This window comes from Streptomyces sannanensis, assembly GCF_039536205.1.
GTDB lineage: Bacteria > Actinomycetota > Actinomycetes > Streptomycetales > Streptomycetaceae > Streptomyces > Streptomyces sannanensis.
The window spans coordinates 7,160,119-7,179,047 of the sequence record NZ_BAAAYL010000001.1 but is presented as its reverse complement, the minus strand read 5'-3'; the positions used below and the strand labels follow the sequence as shown (position 1 = coordinate 7,179,047).

Annotated in this window: 16 protein-coding genes, 1 pseudogene and 1 riboswitch; of the genes and pseudogenes, 9 read left to right on the top strand and 8 right to left on the bottom strand. The window is 70.4% G+C overall.

Annotated elements, in window-relative coordinates; all coding sequences use genetic code 11:
- The first annotated feature begins 228 nt into the window (after positions 1 to 228).
- Positions 229 to 2,897, top strand: a pseudogene (locus ABD858_RS33460) (SpoIIE family protein phosphatase).
- A 386-nt stretch (positions 2,898 to 3,283) separates the two neighbouring features.
- Here ABD858_RS33460 and ABD858_RS33455 read toward each other — a convergent pair.
- The 4 genes from ABD858_RS33455 to ABD858_RS33440 all read right to left on the bottom strand — a co-directional run bounded on the left by ABD858_RS33455 (position 3,284) and on the right by ABD858_RS33440 (position 6,372).
- Positions 3,284 to 4,456: a winged helix DNA-binding domain-containing protein gene (locus tag ABD858_RS33455; RefSeq protein ID WP_345033838.1), complete on the bottom strand. Its 1,173-nt coding sequence runs from the start codon at positions 4,454 to 4,456 to the stop codon at positions 3,284 to 3,286.
- A gap of 33 nt (positions 4,457 to 4,489) precedes the next feature.
- Positions 4,490 to 4,684 (bottom strand): hypothetical protein, encoded by a 195-nt coding sequence (locus ABD858_RS33450; RefSeq protein WP_345033839.1) that lies wholly within the window; start codon positions 4,682 to 4,684, stop codon positions 4,490 to 4,492.
- A gap of 420 nt (positions 4,685 to 5,104) precedes the next feature.
- The gene (locus ABD858_RS33445; RefSeq protein WP_345033841.1) at positions 5,105 to 5,839 is read right to left on the bottom strand and encodes a PIG-L deacetylase family protein; all 735 of its coding nucleotides are present in this window, start codon (positions 5,837 to 5,839) and stop codon (positions 5,105 to 5,107) included.
- 146 nt (positions 5,840 to 5,985) lie between these two features.
- Complete coding sequence (locus ABD858_RS33440) at positions 5,986 to 6,372, bottom strand: nuclear transport factor 2 family protein (RefSeq protein ID WP_345033843.1); 387 nt, start codon at positions 6,370 to 6,372, stop codon at positions 5,986 to 5,988.
- A 104-nt stretch (positions 6,373 to 6,476) separates the two neighbouring features.
- Here ABD858_RS33440 and ABD858_RS33435 point away from each other — a divergent pair, with 104 nt between their 5' ends.
- Complete coding sequence (locus tag ABD858_RS33435) at positions 6,477 to 6,677, top strand: DUF397 domain-containing protein (RefSeq protein ID WP_425586300.1); 201 nt, start codon at positions 6,477 to 6,479, stop codon at positions 6,675 to 6,677.
- Between the two features lie 23 nt (positions 6,678 to 6,700).
- Here the strand turns inward: ABD858_RS33435 and ABD858_RS33430 are convergent, their stop codons facing one another.
- The gene (locus ABD858_RS33430; RefSeq protein WP_345033847.1) at positions 6,701 to 7,999 is read right to left on the bottom strand and encodes an alpha/beta fold hydrolase; all 1,299 of its coding nucleotides are present in this window, start codon (positions 7,997 to 7,999) and stop codon (positions 6,701 to 6,703) included.
- Between the two features lie 148 nt (positions 8,000 to 8,147).
- On the opposite strand from ABD858_RS33430, the gene ABD858_RS33425 reads away from it, so the two are divergent.
- From ABD858_RS33425 to ABD858_RS33410, 4 genes are all read left to right on the top strand, one after another.
- A complete protein-coding gene (locus ABD858_RS33425) occupies positions 8,148 to 8,423 on the top strand; it encodes a dihydrofolate reductase family protein (RefSeq protein WP_345033848.1) in 276 nt (91 codons plus the stop codon).
- A gap of 3 nt (positions 8,424 to 8,426) precedes the next feature.
- A complete protein-coding gene (locus ABD858_RS33420) occupies positions 8,427 to 8,579 on the top strand; it encodes a hypothetical protein (protein WP_345033849.1) in 153 nt (50 codons plus the stop codon).
- On the top strand, positions 8,564 to 10,411 hold the full coding sequence (locus ABD858_RS33415) for a DUF2867 domain-containing protein (protein ID WP_345033850.1): 1,848 nt from the start codon (positions 8,564 to 8,566) through the stop codon (positions 10,409 to 10,411). Before ABD858_RS33420 ends, ABD858_RS33415 begins: the two co-directional genes overlap by 16 nt.
- A gap of 81 nt (positions 10,412 to 10,492) precedes the next feature.
- Positions 10,493 to 11,878 carry a cryptochrome/photolyase family protein gene (locus tag ABD858_RS33410; protein ID WP_345033853.1) on the top strand — a complete coding sequence of 462 codons (1,386 nt, stop codon included), beginning with the start codon at positions 10,493 to 10,495 and terminating at the stop codon, positions 11,876 to 11,878.
- Positions 11,879 to 12,206: 328 nt separating this feature from the next.
- On the opposite strand, the gene ABD858_RS33405 is transcribed toward ABD858_RS33410, so the two are convergent.
- Complete coding sequence (locus tag ABD858_RS33405) at positions 12,207 to 13,439, bottom strand: FAD-dependent oxidoreductase (RefSeq protein WP_345033854.1); 1,233 nt, start codon at positions 13,437 to 13,439, stop codon at positions 12,207 to 12,209.
- A 118-nt stretch (positions 13,440 to 13,557) separates the two neighbouring features.
- Between ABD858_RS33405 and ABD858_RS33400 the strand changes: the two genes are divergently transcribed.
- A complete protein-coding gene (locus ABD858_RS33400) occupies positions 13,558 to 14,781 on the top strand; it encodes a cytochrome P450 family protein (RefSeq protein WP_345033856.1) in 1,224 nt (407 codons plus the stop codon).
- Between the two features lie 20 nt (positions 14,782 to 14,801).
- On the opposite strand, the gene ABD858_RS33395 is transcribed toward ABD858_RS33400, so the two are convergent.
- Positions 14,802 to 15,914 carry an XdhC family protein gene (locus ABD858_RS33395; RefSeq protein WP_345033857.1) on the bottom strand — a complete coding sequence of 371 codons (1,113 nt, stop codon included), beginning with the start codon at positions 15,912 to 15,914 and terminating at the stop codon, positions 14,802 to 14,804.
- 271 nt (positions 15,915 to 16,185) lie between these two features.
- Here ABD858_RS33395 and ABD858_RS33390 point away from each other — a divergent pair, with 271 nt between their 5' ends.
- Both ABD858_RS33390 and ABD858_RS33385 read left to right on the top strand, forming a co-directional pair.
- Entirely contained in the window at positions 16,186 to 17,022 is an 837-nt protein-coding gene (locus ABD858_RS33390; RefSeq protein WP_345033858.1) for an alpha/beta fold hydrolase, read from the top strand.
- Positions 17,015 to 17,569 carry a TetR/AcrR family transcriptional regulator gene (locus ABD858_RS33385; RefSeq protein WP_345033860.1) on the top strand — a complete coding sequence of 185 codons (555 nt, stop codon included), beginning with the start codon at positions 17,015 to 17,017 and terminating at the stop codon, positions 17,567 to 17,569. The genes ABD858_RS33390 and ABD858_RS33385 overlap by 8 nt, the downstream gene beginning before the upstream one ends.
- A 162-nt stretch (positions 17,570 to 17,731) precedes the next feature.
- Here ABD858_RS33385 and ABD858_RS33380 read toward each other — a convergent pair whose 3' ends face one another.
- The gene (locus ABD858_RS33380) at positions 17,732 to 18,469 is read right to left on the bottom strand and encodes a LysM peptidoglycan-binding domain-containing protein (protein ID WP_345033862.1); all 738 of its coding nucleotides are present in this window, start codon (positions 18,467 to 18,469) and stop codon (positions 17,732 to 17,734) included.
- Positions 18,470 to 18,471: 2 nt separating this feature from the next.
- A riboswitch (cyclic di-AMP (ydaO/yuaA leader) is annotated at positions 18,472 to 18,632 on the bottom strand.
- Positions 18,633 to 18,929: the final 297 nt, after the last annotated feature.

Sequence of the window (18,929 nt, the reverse complement as noted above, 5' to 3'; positions counted from 1 at the left end):
CCGTCCTCGTGGTCGGTCTCGGTCGCGCACCGCCACCATGCCGTTGAACACGCAAGGCCACGGACTATCGGCTGCCGCCTCGATGGGCCGACTCCGAGACGCACAGGGATCCGGACAGGTGACGTATCGGCTCGGTGACCATGACGCGACGCCCCCGGAGTCCTTCGGTGTTACAAATGTGAATGTGATCAATCGTCCCCATCCGTGCCGGGTACGTCGGAGTGGTCATTGACCAAAAGGCGCCCACGCAGCGTCGCCGAGCAGGTCTTCGTTCTGCAGGTGGCGATCGTGGTGCTGCTCGCCGCTGGTGCGGTGCTGGCGCTGGTGTTGCAGTCCCGGCACGACATCGACCGTGAGGCCCGGACCCGGTCGATCGCCGTCGCGCAGACTTTCGCACACTCACTCGGACTCCAGCAGGCGCTGAAGTCCCCGAACCCTTCGAAGATCCTTCAGCCGCTCGCCGAGGAGACCCGGAAAGACGCCGACGTCGACTTCATCGTGGTGATGAACACGAAGGGGATCCGCTATTCGCACCCCAAGCCGGAACTGATCGGCAAACGGTTCGTGGGCACCATCGGGCCTTCGCTCGCCGGTCGTGTCCACACCGAGAGCGTCCAGGGGCCGCTCGGCAAGGAGGTACAGGCCATCGTCCCCGTCAAGGCCTCCGACGGGCGGGTGGTCGGCCTCGTGTCGGCCGGTCTCAAGGTACGGAACGTCACCGGAGTGGTCGAACGACAACTGCCCGTCATCCTGGGGGTCAGCGCTGCCGCGCTCGGTGTGGCCACCGCGGGCACGGCGCTGGTCACCCGGCGGCTGCGGAGGCAGACCCACGGCCTCGGCCCGGCCGAGATGACCAGGATGTACGAGCACCACGATGCGGTGCTGCACGCTGTCCGCGAGGGCGTGCTGATCATCGGCGGCGAGGACCAGCGGCTGCTGCTGGCGAACGACGAAGCCCGGCATCTGCTGCAACTGCCCAGCGACGCCGAGGGGCGGCAGATCGACCAGTTGCCCGAAATCGACCGCGGCCTCGCCGAACTGCTGCTGTCCGGCCGAGTGGCCACGGACGAGGTCCATCCGGCCGGTGACCGGCTGCTGGTGGTGAACCAGCGCCCCACCACCCCCCATGGCGGCCCTGACGGCACCGTGACCACCCTCCGTGACTCCACGGAACTGAACGTGCTGACCAGTCGCGCGGAAGCGGCACGCAAGCGCCTCAAGCTGTTGTACGACGCGGGCGTGAGTATCGGCACCACCCTGGACGTGGTGCAGACGTCCAGGGAACTGGCAGAAGTGGCGGTGCCACGCTTCGCGGATTTCGTCACCGTCGACCTGGCGACCCCCGTGCTCCGGGGCGACGAGCCGAGCGGTCCCGGCGCGGACCTGCGCCGTACCGCCGTGAGCGGCATCCGCGACGAGCACCCGCTGTATCCTCTCGACACCTCGATCCACTTCGCGCCCTCCACCCCGCAGGCACACGGTTTCGACAGCGGCCGGGCGCAGCTGGTGCCCGATCTGTCCAAAGCGCTGGGATGGCTGGCCCAGGACCCTCTGCTGACACGGAGCATCGTCGAGTACGGCATCCACTCGCTCATCACGGCCCCCCTCCAAGCTCGCGGCGCGGTCCTCGGGCTGGTCAATTTCTGGCGCTCGGAGAAGCCGGAGCCGTTCGACGAGGAGGACCTGTCGCTGGCCGAGGAGCTGGTCGCCCGCGCCGCCGTCAGTATCGACAACGCCCGTCGCTTCACCCGCGAGCACGCCTTGGCCGTCACCCTGCAGCGCAGTCTGCTGCCCCGCGCACTGCCCGACCAGAGCGCCGTGGAAGTGGCCCACTACTATCTGCCCGCAAAGTCCGGCGTCGGCGGCGACTGGTTCGATGTGATCCCTCTCTCCGGCTGCCGTGTCGCCCTGGTCGTCGGCGATGTCGTGGGGCATGGACTGCACGCGGCCGCCACGATGGGACGTCTGCGCACGGCGGTGCACAACTTCTCCTCGCTCGACCTGCCGCCCGACGAACTCCTCGCCCGTCTCGACGACCTCGTCGGGCGTGATCAGGACGAATCCGGCGGCGCGATGCTGGCGCCACCTGTCTGTACGCGGTCTACGATCCGGTCTCCCGGCGGTGCGTGATGGCCCGGGCGGGACACCTGCCACCCGCGCTGGTCCACCCCGACGGCACGGTGGAATTCGTGGAGCTGCCGGCTGGGCCACCCCTTGGGCTGGGCGGGATGCCGTTCGAGACCGCCGAACTGGAGCCGTCCGAGGGCAGCCAGCTCGTGTTCTACACGGACGGTCTGGTCGAAGAGCGCAGCCGTGACATCGAGGAGGGGATCGAGCTGCTCCGCCGGGCCCTCGCCCATCCCGACCGCCCGCCGCTCGAAAGCTGCCGGGCCGTCCTCGACGCCCTTCTGCCGGCCCGCCCGCGGGACGATGTGGCACTGCTGATCGCCCGCACCCGGGTGCTCAGCCGGGACAGCGTTGCCGACTGGGACGTGCCGTTCGATCCGAGCTCGGTCGCAGCGATGCGCGCCGCCGCCATGGAGAAGTTGGACGAGTGGGGCATGAGCGCTCTCGCCTTCGGCACGGAGCTGGTGCTGAGCGAGCTGGTCACCAATGCCGTGCGCCACGGTTCCGCGCCGATCCGGGTGCGTCTGATCCGCGACCGCAGCCTGACCTGTGAGGTGTCGGACGGCAGCAGTACCGCACCTCATTTGCGGTACGCGGCGACGACGGACGAGGGAGGCCGGGGACTGTTCCTGGTGGCGCAGATCGCGCAGCGGTGGGGTACCCGGTACACACCCGACGGCAAGGTCATCTGGGCCGAGCAACCGCTGCCGGGTTCCACGAGAGGTGCGGAGGCCGAACTCCCCGACTTCCTCAACATCGACGGGCTCTGACCGCGTCCCTCCCGACGACCGTGAGCACCCGACGGGGCCGCCGCCGTCGCAGCGGCGCACCATCTTGGCCCGGACGTCCGCGTGATGGGCATCCGAATACCCGCCCTCGACGGCATCGAGCGACGGCACGCCTCGTGCGCGCCGCTCAGCGGTTCGGAGTGCTGCCCCTGAGCGCGTCCGGTCTTCGGGCTGACGGCCCGCCTGATCGAACCTTCGTCCTGAGCGAGCCGCGCCACGACGCGCAGCAGAGCGTGCCGGCCATGTCCGGCTGACCGACCGCGAGCGGGAGATCCTCAAGCGCGGTGCCGGGCCGGCGGAGAGGCCGCGGGTGAAGGTGCCCGGACCGTTCACGTCGAGTACTCCCGGAGCCCGGCCGGCACCTCACCTCAGGCGGCCAGCTGCCGTTCGAGCGGGGTGCGGAAACTCGGTGTGACCCGTACGTCCCCGAGGAACCGGGACAGCCGGGCGGCCTCGGACTCGATCGCCGCACGGGCCTCGGTCCCCGCATCCTGGAGCAGCTTCCACACGATCTCACCGTCCTCGCGCTGGGCCCAGGCTCCGATGATCCGACCGTTCCACCAGACCGTGGGGCCGATGTTTCCGGTGCGGTCGAACAGGGCTTCCTTGTGGCCCGGGTCGAGATACCAGTCGCGATGGCGCCAGCCCATGGCGGTCGGGTCGAGTCCCGGCAGCAGCGCGGCCCAGGGCTCGGTGCCGGCCGGGAGTTCCTCAAGGTGTTCCGGCAGTGCGTGGCCGGGGCCCTCGTCGAGGTGGACGTCCACCGCCCCGGCCGCGGCCAGCGCCTTGCGGGTGTCGGTCACCGTCCACCCGGTCCACCACTTGAGGTCCTCGGTGGCGGCGGGCCCGAACGCGGAGAGATAGCGGCGGGCGAGCTCCGCCCTGGCCGGGCCGGCGGGGAGTTCGGGGTGTGGTTCGGCGAGGGTCCAGCGGAATTGGCTGGAGGCCCAGGTGCCGAGCGGGCGGGACCTCCGGATCCTGCCCTGCGCGCCCAGCACGCCGACGACCCGGCTGGAGACTCGCTGGGTGGTCTCGTACGGCTTGCCAGGGCTCAGCGTGATGCGCTCGCGCAATACCGGTACGTCATCGGCGAGTTCTGCCGCGGTGGCCTCCCCCCGCCGCGCCAGAGCGGCCAGCGTGGCCTCCTCGGCGTCCTTCAGCCAGGCCTCGTCGAAGCCGCCCGAGTGACGGAGGTGCTTCAGCAGGTTCGTACGCTCACGTATCGCGACGGCACGGGCCACGGAGGCCTCGATCACCGGGGCCACTCCGATGGGGACGACGAACATGGTCCGCCGCATGCACAGCATCCTCACCAACGACCGCTCTTCGTACAGCGAGTGGTCCAGCGCCGCGACCGTGGGCTCGGCCATGCGCGCGGCGACCGCCAGATAGACGGTGGCGGGGTCGCTGGCATGCAGTCCCGTCAGCGCCTCGGCGACCTCCTCGGGCCGCGCGGCCCGGGCCGCCGGGGCGAGCAGATGGCGGGTGCCGAGCAGGGCGCGCCGCTGGGCCGGGGTGATGCGGGGTCGCGAAGGAGTCATGCGGGGATGGTGCCATGCCCCACTGACAACCGGTCAGGGAGTGAGCTTGCCGACCACGTCGGCGGTGGTCGCCACCCCTTGCTGGATGGTCGGCCCCATGCTCGTACCGGAGAGAGCGAAGCCGAGCATCGCGCACACGAACGCGTGCGAGATTTTGAGGCCGCCGTTGCGCACGTAGATCCACGCAAGAACGAGAAGCAGCAGCGTAAGTGAAATCGAAATGGCCATGTCCAGCCTCCTCCGCCGCGAACGATCCGCGGCTTTCGGCCGCCAGTGTGGCGGAGGAGGGAGGCCATACGGGCGCATGGCGTATCCGCCGTTCGGGTGTTGACTCCCTGTGAGGGGCGAGAGCCTGTGCGGCACGCCCGGCGCTCAGGGGCGTCCCAGCTGCTGAATCAGCCGACGCGGCCGGTGCGCGATGCCGCTTCGCGGGCGTCGAGGGGTGCCCCCTGTGAACTCCGCTGTCGGGGTGCGGGCAGGTCGACCAGGGCGGACAGCGTATCGCGATGATGGCCGGGCGAACCCAGGGCGATCTGGGCAGACTTGGCTCGCTGCGTGCTCATCGGCTCAGGTCCGAACAGTACGCCGGCACGCCCCTCAGCGTGTCGGCGGCAGAGAGACGGCGCCGGCCGGACGGGGCTCACCGGATCAGCGGGAGAACACCTCGAAGGCGACCGCCGGACGGCCGCCGAAGCGGTCCGCGGAACGCTGAACGTTGGCCTCCAGGAAGGTGCGGACATACGCCTCGGGGTCCTCGTCGGTCAACCCCTTGATATAGGCCTGGTGCTCCAGCAGAGACCGCACCGAACGCTCGAACCCGGGTCCCGCGTCCACCGCGTGCGTGGGCGAGGTGGAGCCCGCGACGGCCACCCAGCGCACACCGTTCCACGGCTCGAGGCCTTGCTCGGTGAGCTCGGGGAAGATCCAGCGGTTTCCGGCGTCCGCCGCCGCGTCCAGGGTCGCCCGGCCGACCGCGCGGTGGTCGGGGGTGTTCCAGAACGTATTGCCCCAGGTGTCGCGGTGGTTGAGGGTGATGACCAGTTCCGGGCGGTGCCGGCGGATCGCCGCCGCGATGTCGCGGCGCAGCGCGATGCCGTACTCGATCACGCCGTCCTTGTGGTCCAGGAACTCGACCGTGTCCACCCCGACGACGGCGGCGCTCGCCCGCTGCTCCTGCTCGCGCAGCGGCCCGCACGTGGCGGGGGCGAGCCCGTCTATGCCCGCCTCCCCGCGGGTGGCGAGGACGTACGCCACCTCTTTGCCGGCGTCGGTCCATGCGGCCACGGCCGCGGCGCAGCCGTACTCGAGGTCGTCGGGGTGGGCCACCACAGCGAGGGCGCGCTGCCAGTCTGAGGGCATGGTCTCGAGCTGATCGTTCGTCATGCCCCGCAGAATACGGTTGGGGTGGCGAGCCTCGCCCACACCAATGCATGCGTGATGCACACCGGAGTCGGCGCGTCTCGCGGTGCACCGCCCGCCAGGACCCGACGGGCAAGCGCTGGAGCGACCCTCTGAAGGGTCTCCCACCGTTACAGGTCCTCGGGCGGGATGGGTGTGGCCTGGTGGTAGTACATCCGCCATGTCGAGCCTGGATCCTGCTTACGCCAGAGCGAACTCCGCCGTGCCCGGTTCCCACCGATCGTGGTCTCGTAGGTGAGATGCACCAGCCCGGGTGCCAGCAGGACGCCCGTGAATTTTGAGGGCTCATAGCGCGGACTGCTTTCTTCCGAGCCGTCCATCTCGGGCAGCTCGGCAAGCATCTCCTCATATGTCCACCGCCGACCCGAAGCGCCGACCTCTACAAAGGACGGGTCCAGCAGCTGCCGGGCAAGCGTGCGTGACGTACGCACACCGGGGTCCATCAGACGCAGCTCGCATGCGATCGCTTCGCGCACCTCGTCCGTCTCTCGGCTCATGCAGGCATCTTCGCCACGGTGCTCAAGCTCTTCGCAACCGAGTTTCCGCCCGAGAGCACAGCTTGATCTCCGATTCGGACTTCGCCGCGCATCAGGCGGCATTCATGGTCCCCGTCGCGGGTGCACAGTCACGGCAGTGCCCTGGTTCCGGGGCGCGGAAGGCGCGGTCGCAGGTGTCGCATGTCGAGACCGCAGCCACCCCCGGCACCGTGCACGTCCGCGACTCCAAGGACAAGGAGGGCCCACAGCTCGCGTTCGCGCCGCGTGCGTGGGCGGACTTCGTGTCGTACGCCTCGGAGCGCTGACCCTCCGTCCGCCCGCGCCGCGCTCACGCCTCGTCGCGTACCAGCGCGAGCAGCCGGTCCAGCACGCGGCCGCCGCTCGCCCGCAGGCCGTCGTGCTCGTACTCGTCGGTGACCCAGGTGCGCAGACCGCGGATGGTGCGTGCCGTCTGCAGCGAGTGCGCGGTCTCGACGTACATGTCGTCGTGGTACACGGCGGCAGCGACCGGAACCTCGTTGGCGGCGAGCCGGTTCGCGTCGTACAGCGGGGACCAGTCGGTACGGGCGGCGAGGAGCTCGGCGGTCCGGCGCAGCGGGCGCAGCGCCGGGTCGGTCTCAAAGTGCCAGGGGTGGATGGTCTCACCGGTGAACAGCAGCGGAGCGTCCGCGGCGAGCGCCTTGCCGGCGTCGAACTGCGGGAATTCGTCGCGTACCCGGTCGGCGGCCCAAGCGGTGGGCCGCGTGCCCTGGGCGTAGATCGGCTCGTGCAGGACCGCGTAGAGGGGGCGAGCCGCGAAGGAGAGCGCGGCGTGCACCGCTTCCTGGAAGGTGTCGGACAGCACATGGCCGGCGGGCGTACGGACGAAGGCGTTCTCCAGCAGGTAGTGCAGCTGGTGGCTGCCGTCGCCCGTGCCCAGCATGAGCCCGAGGGACTGGAACGCCTGCGGGGTCAGCGTGTAACCGCTGGGCAGCACGGGCCGGTGCTCGGCCAGGTGCTCGGCGATACGGCGGGCGCGCTCGACGTCCTGCGGGTACCGGGCGTAGTGGGCGGCGTTCTTGCGCTCGATGCGCGGATACGCGGCGCGGTAGACGTCCTCGGCGCTCGCGTCGAGCGAGGGCAGGCCGCCGGTGATCAGGACGGTGTGCAGACCCTCGGGAGCCGTGGACAGATAGTGGGTGGCGCAGAAGCCGCCGAAGCTCTGGCCGAGTACGGTCCAGGGGGCGCCGCCGGTCAGCTGCTTCCGGATGAGCTCGCAGTCGCGGACGATGCTGTCTGCACGGAAGTGCGCGAGGTAGTCGGCCTGCTCCTGCGGACCGCCGCGCAGCGCCAGGGTCTGCCGGTTGGCGGGGGTGGAGAGGCCGGTGCCACGCTGGTCCAGCAGCAGCACCCGGTAGTCCTGAAGGGCGCGCCCCAGCCAGGCCTGCTTGCCGACGAAGCGCCGTGCGCCGCAGCCGGGGCCGCCCTCCAGATACACCAGCCAGGGCAGATCGGCACCGGCCTTGGCGCCTGCGACGACCTCACGGGCGTAGAGCTCGATCCGCTCACCCGAGGGGTCGGAGTGGTCGAGCGGGACGGTGAAACGGTGGTCGGTGAGGACGGTGCCCGGCTGACGGTAGCTGCTCAACGGTGTTCCTGTTCTTTCGCGCGCTCTTGTGGAGACTCCGGACAGTTCAGCACACCGGCCCGACGGTCCGGTCGGCGCACCCACCCGAGTGGACCTTGACCCGGCCCCGGCACAAGGGCACGATCCGGCCGGTGGAGCCCGGCTTCCGATGGCGCCGGAAGGGACCACGACGAGGAAGATCGTCCTGATGATGCCGGTGTCCCTCGACGGCTGCATCGCGGGACCGGGCGGCGAGCTCGACCGGCACATGGTCGACGACGAGCTGCACAGCCACTTCAACGAGCAGGTCGGGGCGATGGGCGCCCTTCTGGACGGGCGCATCACCTATGAGCTCATGGCCGGGTTCTGGCCGACCGCCGACTCCGATCCGTCGAGCAGCGCACCCGTGGCAGAGTTCGCCCTTATTTGGCGGGATATGCCCTAGATCGTGTGCTCCAGTAATCTGGAGCGGGCCGGCTGGAACACCACCGTGATGCGGGACGTCGTCGTCGAGGAGATCACGGCACTCAAGGCACAGCCGGGCGGGGATCTGGCGCTCGGTGGCGCCGGCCTCGGCGCGCCTTCATGCGGCACGACCTGATCGACGAGTACCGCCTCTACGTCCATCCGGTCCTCATCGGGCAAGGCGGACCGCTGTTCGGGGCATCGGACGCCAGGACCGGTCTCCGGCTCGCCGAGATCCGGGCCTTCGGCAACGGCGTCGTCCTCCTCCGCTACGGGCGTACCGGGGCTTCCTCCCCGGAACGATCCCCGCGAGGTGGTCCGAGCAGCCGGCCGCGGGCCGGCCCCTCGCGGTGGCCGGTGTCCGCATCCACCGGGGACGATGGAGCAGAAGCAGGTGACGACGTGACGGCGAACGCGACGACGGAGGGAGGCGGCTTCATGAGGCGCGATGACGCCCCGCGCGGCCTGAGCTGTCTGGTGACCGGCGCTACCGGCTACGTCGGGGGCCGGCTGGTGCCCGAACTGCTCGCCGAGGGCCACAGGGTCCGCTGTCTGGCCCGCTCCCCCGGCAAGCTGCGGGACCATCCGTGGGCGGGCAGCACCGAGGTCGTGAGGGGCGATGTGACCGATCCGGAGTCGCTGGGTGAGGCAATGCGCGGGATGGACGTCGCGTACTACCTGGTGCATGCCCTCGGCACCGGACGCGGCTTCGAGGAGACCGACCGGACGGCGGCACGGGTCTTCGGCGAGCAGGCCCGTGCCGCCGGCGTCCGGCGCATCGTCTATCTGGGCGGGCTCACACCCGCGGGGGTGCCCGAGGCGCGGCTGTCGCCCCATCTGCGGTCGCGTGCGGAAGTCGGGCGGATCCTGCTGGACTCGGGTGTGCCGACGACGGTGCTGCGGGCGGCGGTCATCATCGGTTCGGGTTCGGCGTCCTTCGAGATGCTGCGCTATCTCACCGAACGCCTGCCGGTCATGATCACCCCTAGCTGGGTGCGCACCCGGATCCAGCCGATCGCCGTACGGGACGTACTGAGGTATCTGGTGGGCAGCGCGAGCATGCCCGACGATGTGAACCGTGCCTTCGACATCGGCGGCCCGGACGTCCTGACCTACCAGGAGATGATGCACCGGTACGCGGCGGTCGCCGGACTCCCGCGTCGGCTGATCGTGCCCGTCCCGGTACTGACGCCGAGGCTCTCCAGCCACTGGGTCGGGCTGGTCACCCCGGTGCCTGCCTCGATCGCCCGTCCGCTCACCGAATCGCTGCGCCTCGAGGTCGTCTGCCGGGAGCACGACATCGCACGGTATGTTCCCGACCCTCCTGGGCGGCCGGCCACTTTCGACGCCGCGGTGGCGCTGGCCCTCCAGCGGGTCCGGGAAGCCCAGGTCAGCACCCGCTGGTCGTCGGCCTCGGTGCCCGGCGCGCCCAGCGACCCGCTGCCCACCGACCCCGACTGGGCAGGCGGCAGCCTCTACACCGACCACCGCGAGCTGACCGTCGACGCGGCCCCGGAAGCGCTGTGGCGGGTCATCGAGGGCATCGGCGGCGACAACGGCTGGTACTCCTTCCCGCTCGCATGGGCCGTGCGCGGCTGGCTGGACCGGCTGGTGGGCGGAGTGGGGCTGCGCCGCGGCCGTCGCGACGCGCAACGGCTCAGGGTCGGCGACTCGCTGGACTTCTGGCGGGTCGAGGAGATCGAACCGGGCCGTCTGCTGCGGCTTCGCGCCGAGATGAGGCTGCCGGGCCTGGCCTGGCTGGAGATGTACGCCGAGGCCGAGGGCAACGGCCGGGCACGCTACCGGCAACGGGCCCTGTTCCATCCGCACGGACTGCTGGGCCACGTCTACTGGTGGGGCGTCTCGCCCTTCCACGCCATCGTGTTCGGCGGCATGGCGCAGAACATCGCGCAGGCCGCCGCCAAGGGCATGGCGGCTCGCGGGAAACGGTCGAAGCCGGCGCGGTGAGGGGCGCATCCGTCATGGGCCCGCCGGCCGAAACACACCACGGCACCGTTCTGTGCCCTCGATCCGTCCCGGAGTGACTCCATGAGTACCGCGGCCAATGTCTCGGTCGTCCTGTTCACCTCCGACCTGCGGCTGCACGACCATCCGCCACTGCGGGCCGCGCTAGGTTCCGCCGAGCAGGTGGTGCCGCTGTTCGTGCGCGACGACGGCATCCATGCCGCGGGCTTCCCGGCGCCCAACCGGGAGGCCTTCCTCGCGGACTGCCTGACGGATCTCGACGCGGGGCTACGCGAACGCGGCGGGCGTCTCGTCGTCCGCTCCGGAGACGTCGTCGACCAGGTGTGCAGGATCGTCGTCGAATCGGACGCCGACGAGGTGCACATGGCGGCGGGGGTCAGCGGATACGCCCAACGTCGCGAGGAACGGCTGCGGCGGGCCCTGGAATCCGAGGGCCGCCGCCTGCACGTCCACGACACCGTGATCACCGCGCTCGCGCCGGGCGCCGTCACACCGAGCGGCTCGGACCACTACGCCGTCTTCACCCCGTACTTCCGCCGCTGGGCGCAGGAGCGCCTGCGCGACGTGCTCGGAGCACCCCGGACGGTGCGGGTCCCGGACGCTGTCTCCTCCGAAAGGCTTCCGTCCCGCAAGGACGTCGCCGGCGTCTCGGAGGGACTGAGCACGGGAGGGGAGAAGGAGGGACGGAGGCGGCTCGCCATCTGGCTGCGCGGCAGTCTCGCGGACTACGCGGACCGCCACGACGACCTGCCCGGAGACGCCACCTCCCGGCTCTCGCCGCACCTGCACTTCGGCACTCTCTCCCCCGTCGAACTCGTGCACCGGGCGCGCGCCGCGGGCGGCCCCGGCGCCGATGCCTTCGTACGGCAGCTCGCCTGGCGGGACTTCCACCACCAGGTACTGGCTGCCCGGCCCGCGGCAGCCACGGCCGACTACCGCACCCGGCACGATCACTGGCGGTCGGAGGACTCGGCCGCGGAGGAGATCGCCGCCTGGAAGGAGGGCCGCACCGGCTATCCGGTGGTCGACGCCGCCATGCGCCAGCTGCTGCACGAGGGCTGGATGCACAACCGCGGACGGCTGCTGACGGCGAGCTTTCTCACCAAGACGCTGTACGTGGACTGGCGCGTCGGCGCCCGTCATTTCCTGGACCTGCTGGTCGACGGCGACGTGGCCAACAACCAGCTGAACTGGCAGTGGGTCGCGGGGACGGGCACGGACACGCGGCCCCACCGGGTACTCAACCCGGTGGTCCAGGGCAAGCGGTACGACCCGGACGGTGTGTACGTCCGTCGCTGGGTGCCGGAGCTCGAGGGTCTCCGTGCGCCGGTTGTGCACGAGCCCTGGAGACTCCGGGGGCCGGAACGTGCCGCATACGACTATCCGGACCCCGTCGTCGACCTGTCCGACGGCCTCGTCCGCTTCAAGCGGGCCCGCGGCCGCGACTGAGCCGCCATGTGCCCTTCGCCCGGCCCGTGACCGCGTCCTCGTCCGGTTCCACCGCATGGCGAGCCGGCACCTGCCACGGCCGGCCATTGCGTCGTGTTGCGGGCCTCGGGCCGTCCGCCGGGGCAGGATCACGGGTGAGCCTCCAGGGGGAGGTTCATCCGTCGACCTGCGGTCGGATGAGAGCCGGATCTACTCGGCGGAGACGGCGCCGCCGATGCTGTGGCCGTCATCCCCGCGGCAGACGGCCATGCGTCCGTGCGGCGCCCCAGTGCGCGCCGCACGGACGCCCCGCCTCACAGCGCGCCCCCGCCGGGTGAGCGCGGTCGGCTCACCGTACCGAGGCCGCCGGGGGGCGCTCGCGTACGGCGCCGTAGGCGAAGAAGTACGCCGGCACCCGGTTCAGCCAGCGCGAGGTCGTGATGCGTTCGGTCATCCGCTGCGCCCGCCTGGGGTTTCCGAAGGGCGAGCGTCCCGCCAGCAGCGGTTCGACGACCTGCTTGTGGGCGAGCCGCTGCAGTGCCTGCGTCGCGGCCGTGGTGGGCCACCGGCGGCGCTGCACGCTGCGTACGTCCCGCAGGCCGACCGTACCGGCGCGCAGCGGCTCGACGAGGTACCTCGCGGCGGCCACGGCGTCCTCGACGGCGAGGTTGATGCCGATGCCGAAGACCGGCGACATCGCGTGCGCCGCGTCGCCGATGCACAGCAGCCCCGGGCGGTGCCAGCGCCGGAGGCGGTCGAGCCGTACGTCGAGGAGCCTCACCTGGTCCCACGAGCGCAACGCGTGCACCCGGTCCGCGAGCCATGGGGCGGCGGCCGTGAACTCGGCCATGAACCGTTCGAGACCGGCGGCGCGGCGCTGGGCGTCGGTTCCCTTGGGGATCAGCGCGGCGCACTGCCAGTAGTCCCCGCGGTCGATCATGGCGGTGAAGAACCGGTCGCCGGCAGCTCCCACGAGCCCTTGTGGGTCGTCCTCGCGCCGCGGCAGCCGGAACCACCAGGCGTCCATCGGGCAGCTGAACTTCCGCAGTCCGAGTTCCGGCAGCAACCTGGCCAGCGAGCCCCGGCCGTCGCAGGCCACGGTGAGCGTGGCCCGCAGCTCACCGGTACGGCCGTCGGAGGTGCGGTAGCGCACCCCCCTGACCCGTCCGCGCTCCATCAGGAAGGAGGTCGCCTCGGTGCTCATCCGCAGGGAGAAGGACGGTTCCTGCCGGGCCTCGTCCGCCAGGAGGTCGAGCAGGTCCCACTGCGGCACCATCGCGATGTAGTTGTACCTGCCCCGCAGCGAGCCGATGTCTCCGACGGTGACCAGCGAACGGCCCGGTCCGACCGGCAGCTGTACGGTCCTCACCCGCCGATGCGGCAGACGGGCGAACCGCTCGGCCAGGCCCAGCTCGTCCAGCAGTGCCAGGGTGGACGGATGCACGGTGTCGCCGCGGAAGTCGCGCAGGAAGTCACCGTGCTTCTCCAGGACCGTGACCGCCACACCTGCACGGGCCAGCAGCAGGCCGAGGACCATTCCGGCGGGGCCGCCGCCCACCACGCAGCACGTGGTCCGCTCCATGCCGACTGCTCCCTTCGGGGAAATCCCTGAATCCATCACACTCGGACATATACCCTCAAGTCCTGATCATTCCGTTGTAGACGCTCGTGAACGCTCGTGACGTTCCCCGGGAGGCAAGATGAGACAGCAGCCGGTACTTCTGCCCTATACCGACCCGGCCTTCGCCGCGGACCCCTTCCCGCTCTACCGGCAGTTGCGTGAGGAAGGCCCGGTGCGCCGCGCCGTGCTCGCCGGCGACCTGGACGCCTGGCTGGTCACGCGCTACGAGGACGGTCTCGCGGCGTTGTCGGACCCGCGGCTGAGCAGCGACATCCGCGACGCGTCGGATCCCCGGCTCATGGAGCAGCTGCCCGTGACGGAACGCGAGTCGCTGATGAGCAACATGCTCCGCAGCGACCCGCCCGACCACACCCGCCTGCGCCGCCTGGTGTCGAAGGCGTTCACCGCGCGCCGGGTGGCCGAACTCCGGCCCCGCATCCAGGAGATCACCGACCAACTGCTGGACGCGATCGTGCCGGCCGGCCGCGCCGACCTCGTCGCGGACTTCGCGCTGCCCCTTCCCGTCACCGTCATCAGCGAACTGCTCGGCGTGCCCGTGACGGACCGGCACGACTTCCAGCGGTGGACCGACGAGATGATCATGCGAGGGGTACGCCGGCCGGACCCGGCCGTGGTCGACGCAGCATGGCGGCAGATGCGTTCGTACCTGACCAAGCTCCTGGAAGCCAAACGGGACCGGCCCGCGGACGATCTGCTCAGCGAGCTGATCGCCGCCCGGGACGAGGAGCAGCAGCTGACCGAGGACGAGCTGATCGCCATGTCGTTCCTGCTCCTGGTGGCCGGATACATCACCACGGTCAACCTGATCGGCAGCGGCATCGCCACACTGCTCGCCCACCCCGAGCAGTTGGAGACGCTGCGGAACAATCCGGCGCTGCTGCCCGGCGCGATCGAGGAGTTCCTCCGCTACGACGGACCGGTCAGCCCCGGCATCGCCCGTTTCGCGCGCGAGGACGTCTCCATCGCGGGCGTGAACATCCCGCGCGGGGCGACCGTGCTCATCGCGTCCGCCATCGCCGACCGCGACCCGGCGCGGTTCGCCGACCCCGACCGGCTGGACATCACCCGGCAGGACAACGCCCATCTCGCGTTCGGGCACGGCATCCACTACTGTCTGGGGGCGCCGCTGGCCCGGCTGGAGGGTCAGGTCGCGATCGGGACCGCCCTGCGCCGTCTTCCCGGTATCGCCCTGGCCGTGCCGCCCGGCGAACTGCGGTGGCGGCCCGGCGGACTGCGCGGGCCCGAGCTGCTGCCGGTCACGTTCACCCCGGACCCGAACTGATCCTCACGGACAGGCCGGACTCACACCGGCGCCGGCCCCGCTGGGTGGATCACACCTGCCGTCGCGGTCAGCGGTGTGCCGCTGCCGCCCCAGCGCAGGGCGATGATCTCCGCCGCCACCGACACGGCGACCTCCTCCGGCGTACGGGCCCCGAGGTCGAGCCCGATCGGTGAGCGCACCCGGGCCAGCTGCTCGTCGTCCAGCCCGGCCGCCCGCAGCCGTTTCGTACGGTCCTCGTGCGTACGGCGGCTGCCCATCGCCCCGATGTAGGCGGCCGGGCGGCGCAGAGCCTCCTCCAGCAGCGGCACATCGAACTTCGGGTCATGCGTCAGCACACAGATCACCGTGCGGGAATCGATCTCGGTGCGCTGCAGATACCGGTGCGGCCAGTCGACCACGACCTCCACGGCCTCGGGGAATCGCTTGGGCGTGGCGAACACCGGCCGGGCATCGCACACCGTCACCCGGTAGCCGAGAAAGTCACCGATCCGGGCGACCGCGGCGGCGTAGTCGATCGCCCCGAAGACCAGCATCCTCGGGGGCGGCGCGAACGACTGCAGGAACACGCTGACGGCGTCCTCCCGGCGCTCCCCCCGCGGACCGTAGTGCCGCAGCACGGTCGCGCCCTGCGCGAGCTCGCCCCGCGCGTCGGCGACGACCGCCGCGTCCAGACCGGCCGACCCCAGCGAACCGGACACCGCGTCCGGCCACACGGCCAGCGCGGCTCCGCGCGGTGCCGGGCCGTCGGTCACCGTCGCCACCGTCACCGGACGGTGCCCGGCGACCGACTCGGCGACGGCACCGAAGCCCGCATCGGTGGCCGGCGACACGGACCGTACGAGCAGTGTGATCTCCCCGCCGCAGGTCAGACCAGCGGCGAACGCGTCCTCGTCGCTGTACCCGAAGGTCTGCAACCGCGCCTCCCCGTCGGCGATGACCTCCTTCGCGAGGTCGAACACCGTGCCCTCCACACAACCGCCGGAGACACTGCCGACGACCTCCTCGCCCGGGCCCACTGCCATCGCCGCGCCGGGTCCCCGCGGCGCGCTTCGGCTCACCGCGACGACCGTGGCCAGCCCGAACGGCTCGCCGGCCGCGTACCACCGACTCAGCGCCGGCAGGATCTCACGCATCCTCGGCTCCTCTCGCCGCGGCCGTCCCGCACGCCGACGGTGCGCGACCAGGGCGGGCCCTGCGGGGGTTGGCCCGGCCCTCCCGGTGCGCGAGCCGGTGCGGCCATCGACATCGTGCTCACGCCCCTCGCCCTGCACAAGGACCCGGGCAGGAAATATCGACCAGATCTGCCCGGTGTGCCCAACTGTAGGTACGAGCAATGCATGGGTTGACACGCTTGGCTAATGCTATTAGCTTTTGAGCTACAGACATTAGCTCGGGGAGGGCGACATGACCGAATTCCTGGACATCGACGGCGGACGGCTCGCGTACGACGTGACCGGCGAGGGCCCGCTGATCGTGCTGGCCCACGGCATGGGCGACAACAGGGGGGCATACCGCGACATGGCCGTCCGTCTCGCGGAAGCCGGGTTCCGGGTCGCCGCCATGGACATGCGAGGAAATGGCGCGTCCAGCACCGGCTGGACGTCCTACACCCGCACCGACGTGGCAGCGGACCTCCTGGCTCTCATCAGGCACTTGGGTGGCCCCGCCGTCATCGTGGGCCACTCGTTCTCCGGCGGCGCCGCCACCATCGCGGCAGCCCAGGGGCCCGAACTGGTCAGCGCCATCGTCGAGATCAGCCCGTTCACCCGTGCCCAGAAGATCGACCTGGGCGCCCTGGTGTCCCACGCCCGCTACCGCAAGGGAATGACGCTGCTCATGGGCACCGGCCTGCTGCGCAGCGTCGGACTGTGGAAGCGCTACCTCGACCACGCCTACCCGGACGTGAAGCCCGCCGGTTTCGCTGCCCACGTCGCGGCCCTCGACGCGGACCTGCGCAGGCCGGGCCGGATGGCCGTCGTCAGTAAAATGGGCATGTCCGCGCCCACCGACGCCGGCGCCGCGCTCGCCGGCATCCAGTGTCCCGCTCTGATCATCGAGGGCTCCCTCGACCCCGACTGGGCCGACCCCAGGGCCGAGGGCGAGGGCATCCTGGCGGAGATGCCCGCAGGACTCGGCCGACTCGAGATGATCGAGGGAGCGGGCCACTACGCACACGCCCAGTTCCCCGCCGAAGCCACTGCGGCCATCCTGGCCTTCCTCAAGGTCGGCGCGCATGGCTAGGGCAGCGCTGTCCGCGAACGCGGTCGTCGACATCGCACTGCAGATCGTCGACGAGGGCACCCCCGCCGCCCTGACCTTGTCGGCGGTGGCCGGCCGGGCGGGCGTCGCCACACCGTCCCTCTACAAACACGTGAGCAACCTCGCCGAGCTGCGCGAACTCATGTCGGCACGGATCGTGAACGAGATCGCGGACCAGGTCGGCGAGGCCGTGCTCGGCCGCTCCGCCGACGAGGCGATCCGCGCGCTCATGACGGCCTGGCGGCACTACGCGGTCCGGAACCCGCACCGCTACGCGGCGCTCATCCAGAGCCCCCGGCCGCGGACAGCAGAGGCCGGTACGCGACTGGTCAACATCATTCTGGCCACCCTCCGCGCCTACGGCATGGAGGACTCCGCGGCGATCCACGCGACCCGCTGCCTGCGCGCGGCCGTCCACGGCTTCGCGGTTCTGGAAGCCGAAGGCGCGTTCGGACTTCCCGAGAAACTCGACGAGAGCTACGACCTGCTGATCCACATGATGATCGCGGGACTGCACGCGCCTCGTTGATCGGACCGCGAAGCGTCGCCAACCGCCGACGCGCTCGACCTGATCACACGCGAGCGGATGCGGCTCGCGGAGGACGTCATGGGCACCGGTGTACCGATGGTGCCCATGACGCAGATCTGCTCGAGGGACTCCCCGGGAAAAGAGCGCCGCGCAGGCGACGGTTCAGTAGGCGCTGTTCACATTGTCGATCGAACCGTACCTGGCGGCGGCGTAGTTGCACGCAGCAGTGATGTTGGCGACCGGGTCGAAACTGTCCATCGCCGTACCGGGCACGTGATAAGCGCGGAAGGTCGGGTCGATTATCTGCAGGAGCCCCTTGGACGGTATTCCGGCAGCGGCGTTGGAGTCCCAGTTGTTGACGGCCCGTGGATTGCCCGAGGACTCGCGCATGACGTTTCGGTGGATTCCTTCATAGGAACCGGGAATCCCGTGCCTGGCCATGATGTCCAGCGATTCCTTGATCCAGCCGTCGAGGTTGTCGGAGTACGTCGCGTACTTCGCAACGGGGGCACCGCCTGCGGCAGTCTCGGCCTTCGCGCCAATGGTCAGCGTGATGCCGGGACTCAGCACCGCCGGGTCGCCACCGATGACCCTCCGATTGTCCGTGTACAGCCTCTTCCAGCCACCGCTCAAGGAGTACTTGTCGGCGATCGTCGCGAGGGTGTCCCCCGCTGCCACCGTGTATGTCGTGGGGACGGCCGTCGTCGCGGCGACTGCCGCGACGGCTCCGACGGCCGGAGCCATCGCCCTTTCGGCGGTGACGGGCCGAGCCGACGGCGTGGCGTGCGCGGTGGCGGCGACGACGATCGGCAGGACGAACGCGGCACCCGCACCCGCGGCGACGAAACCTTGAGTGAGTCGACCGTTCCTGGGGCGGCGGTGCTTACCCTTCGCAGGCATGACGAATTCCTCTCCGTCGCCTGCGAGGTGAGCTGTCGGGTTCGGACCGGAGATGGCCGGCCGCATATACATGCGACTTCACCCCGAGCCGTTCCGGATTTCCGGATCGGCGGCTTACCTGGGTCCCCCGCTCCTGCCGTTCGTGATTGGGTGCAGTTTCCGGACGGTGGCAGGATTCGGCGGTCCATCCGGATTGCGGTGACCGTAAGCGAGAAAGCCGGGACGGAACAAGCCCTCTATTCCCAATCGCAATCCAATGACAAGATCCAAGGCAGGGAAAGGGTGTCACCCATTCCGCGCCGGGAGCTCAACTTCCCCTTCGAGGAAGGGAAGTGGGGCTGGCGGGGCATCACCCACAATTTTCCGACGTGACCGACGTCACTGATTGCGTAAGGTGAATTCCTCGGCGGCACCCCACGCAGAACAAAAAGATTACATATAAACACAAAACGGACATTGT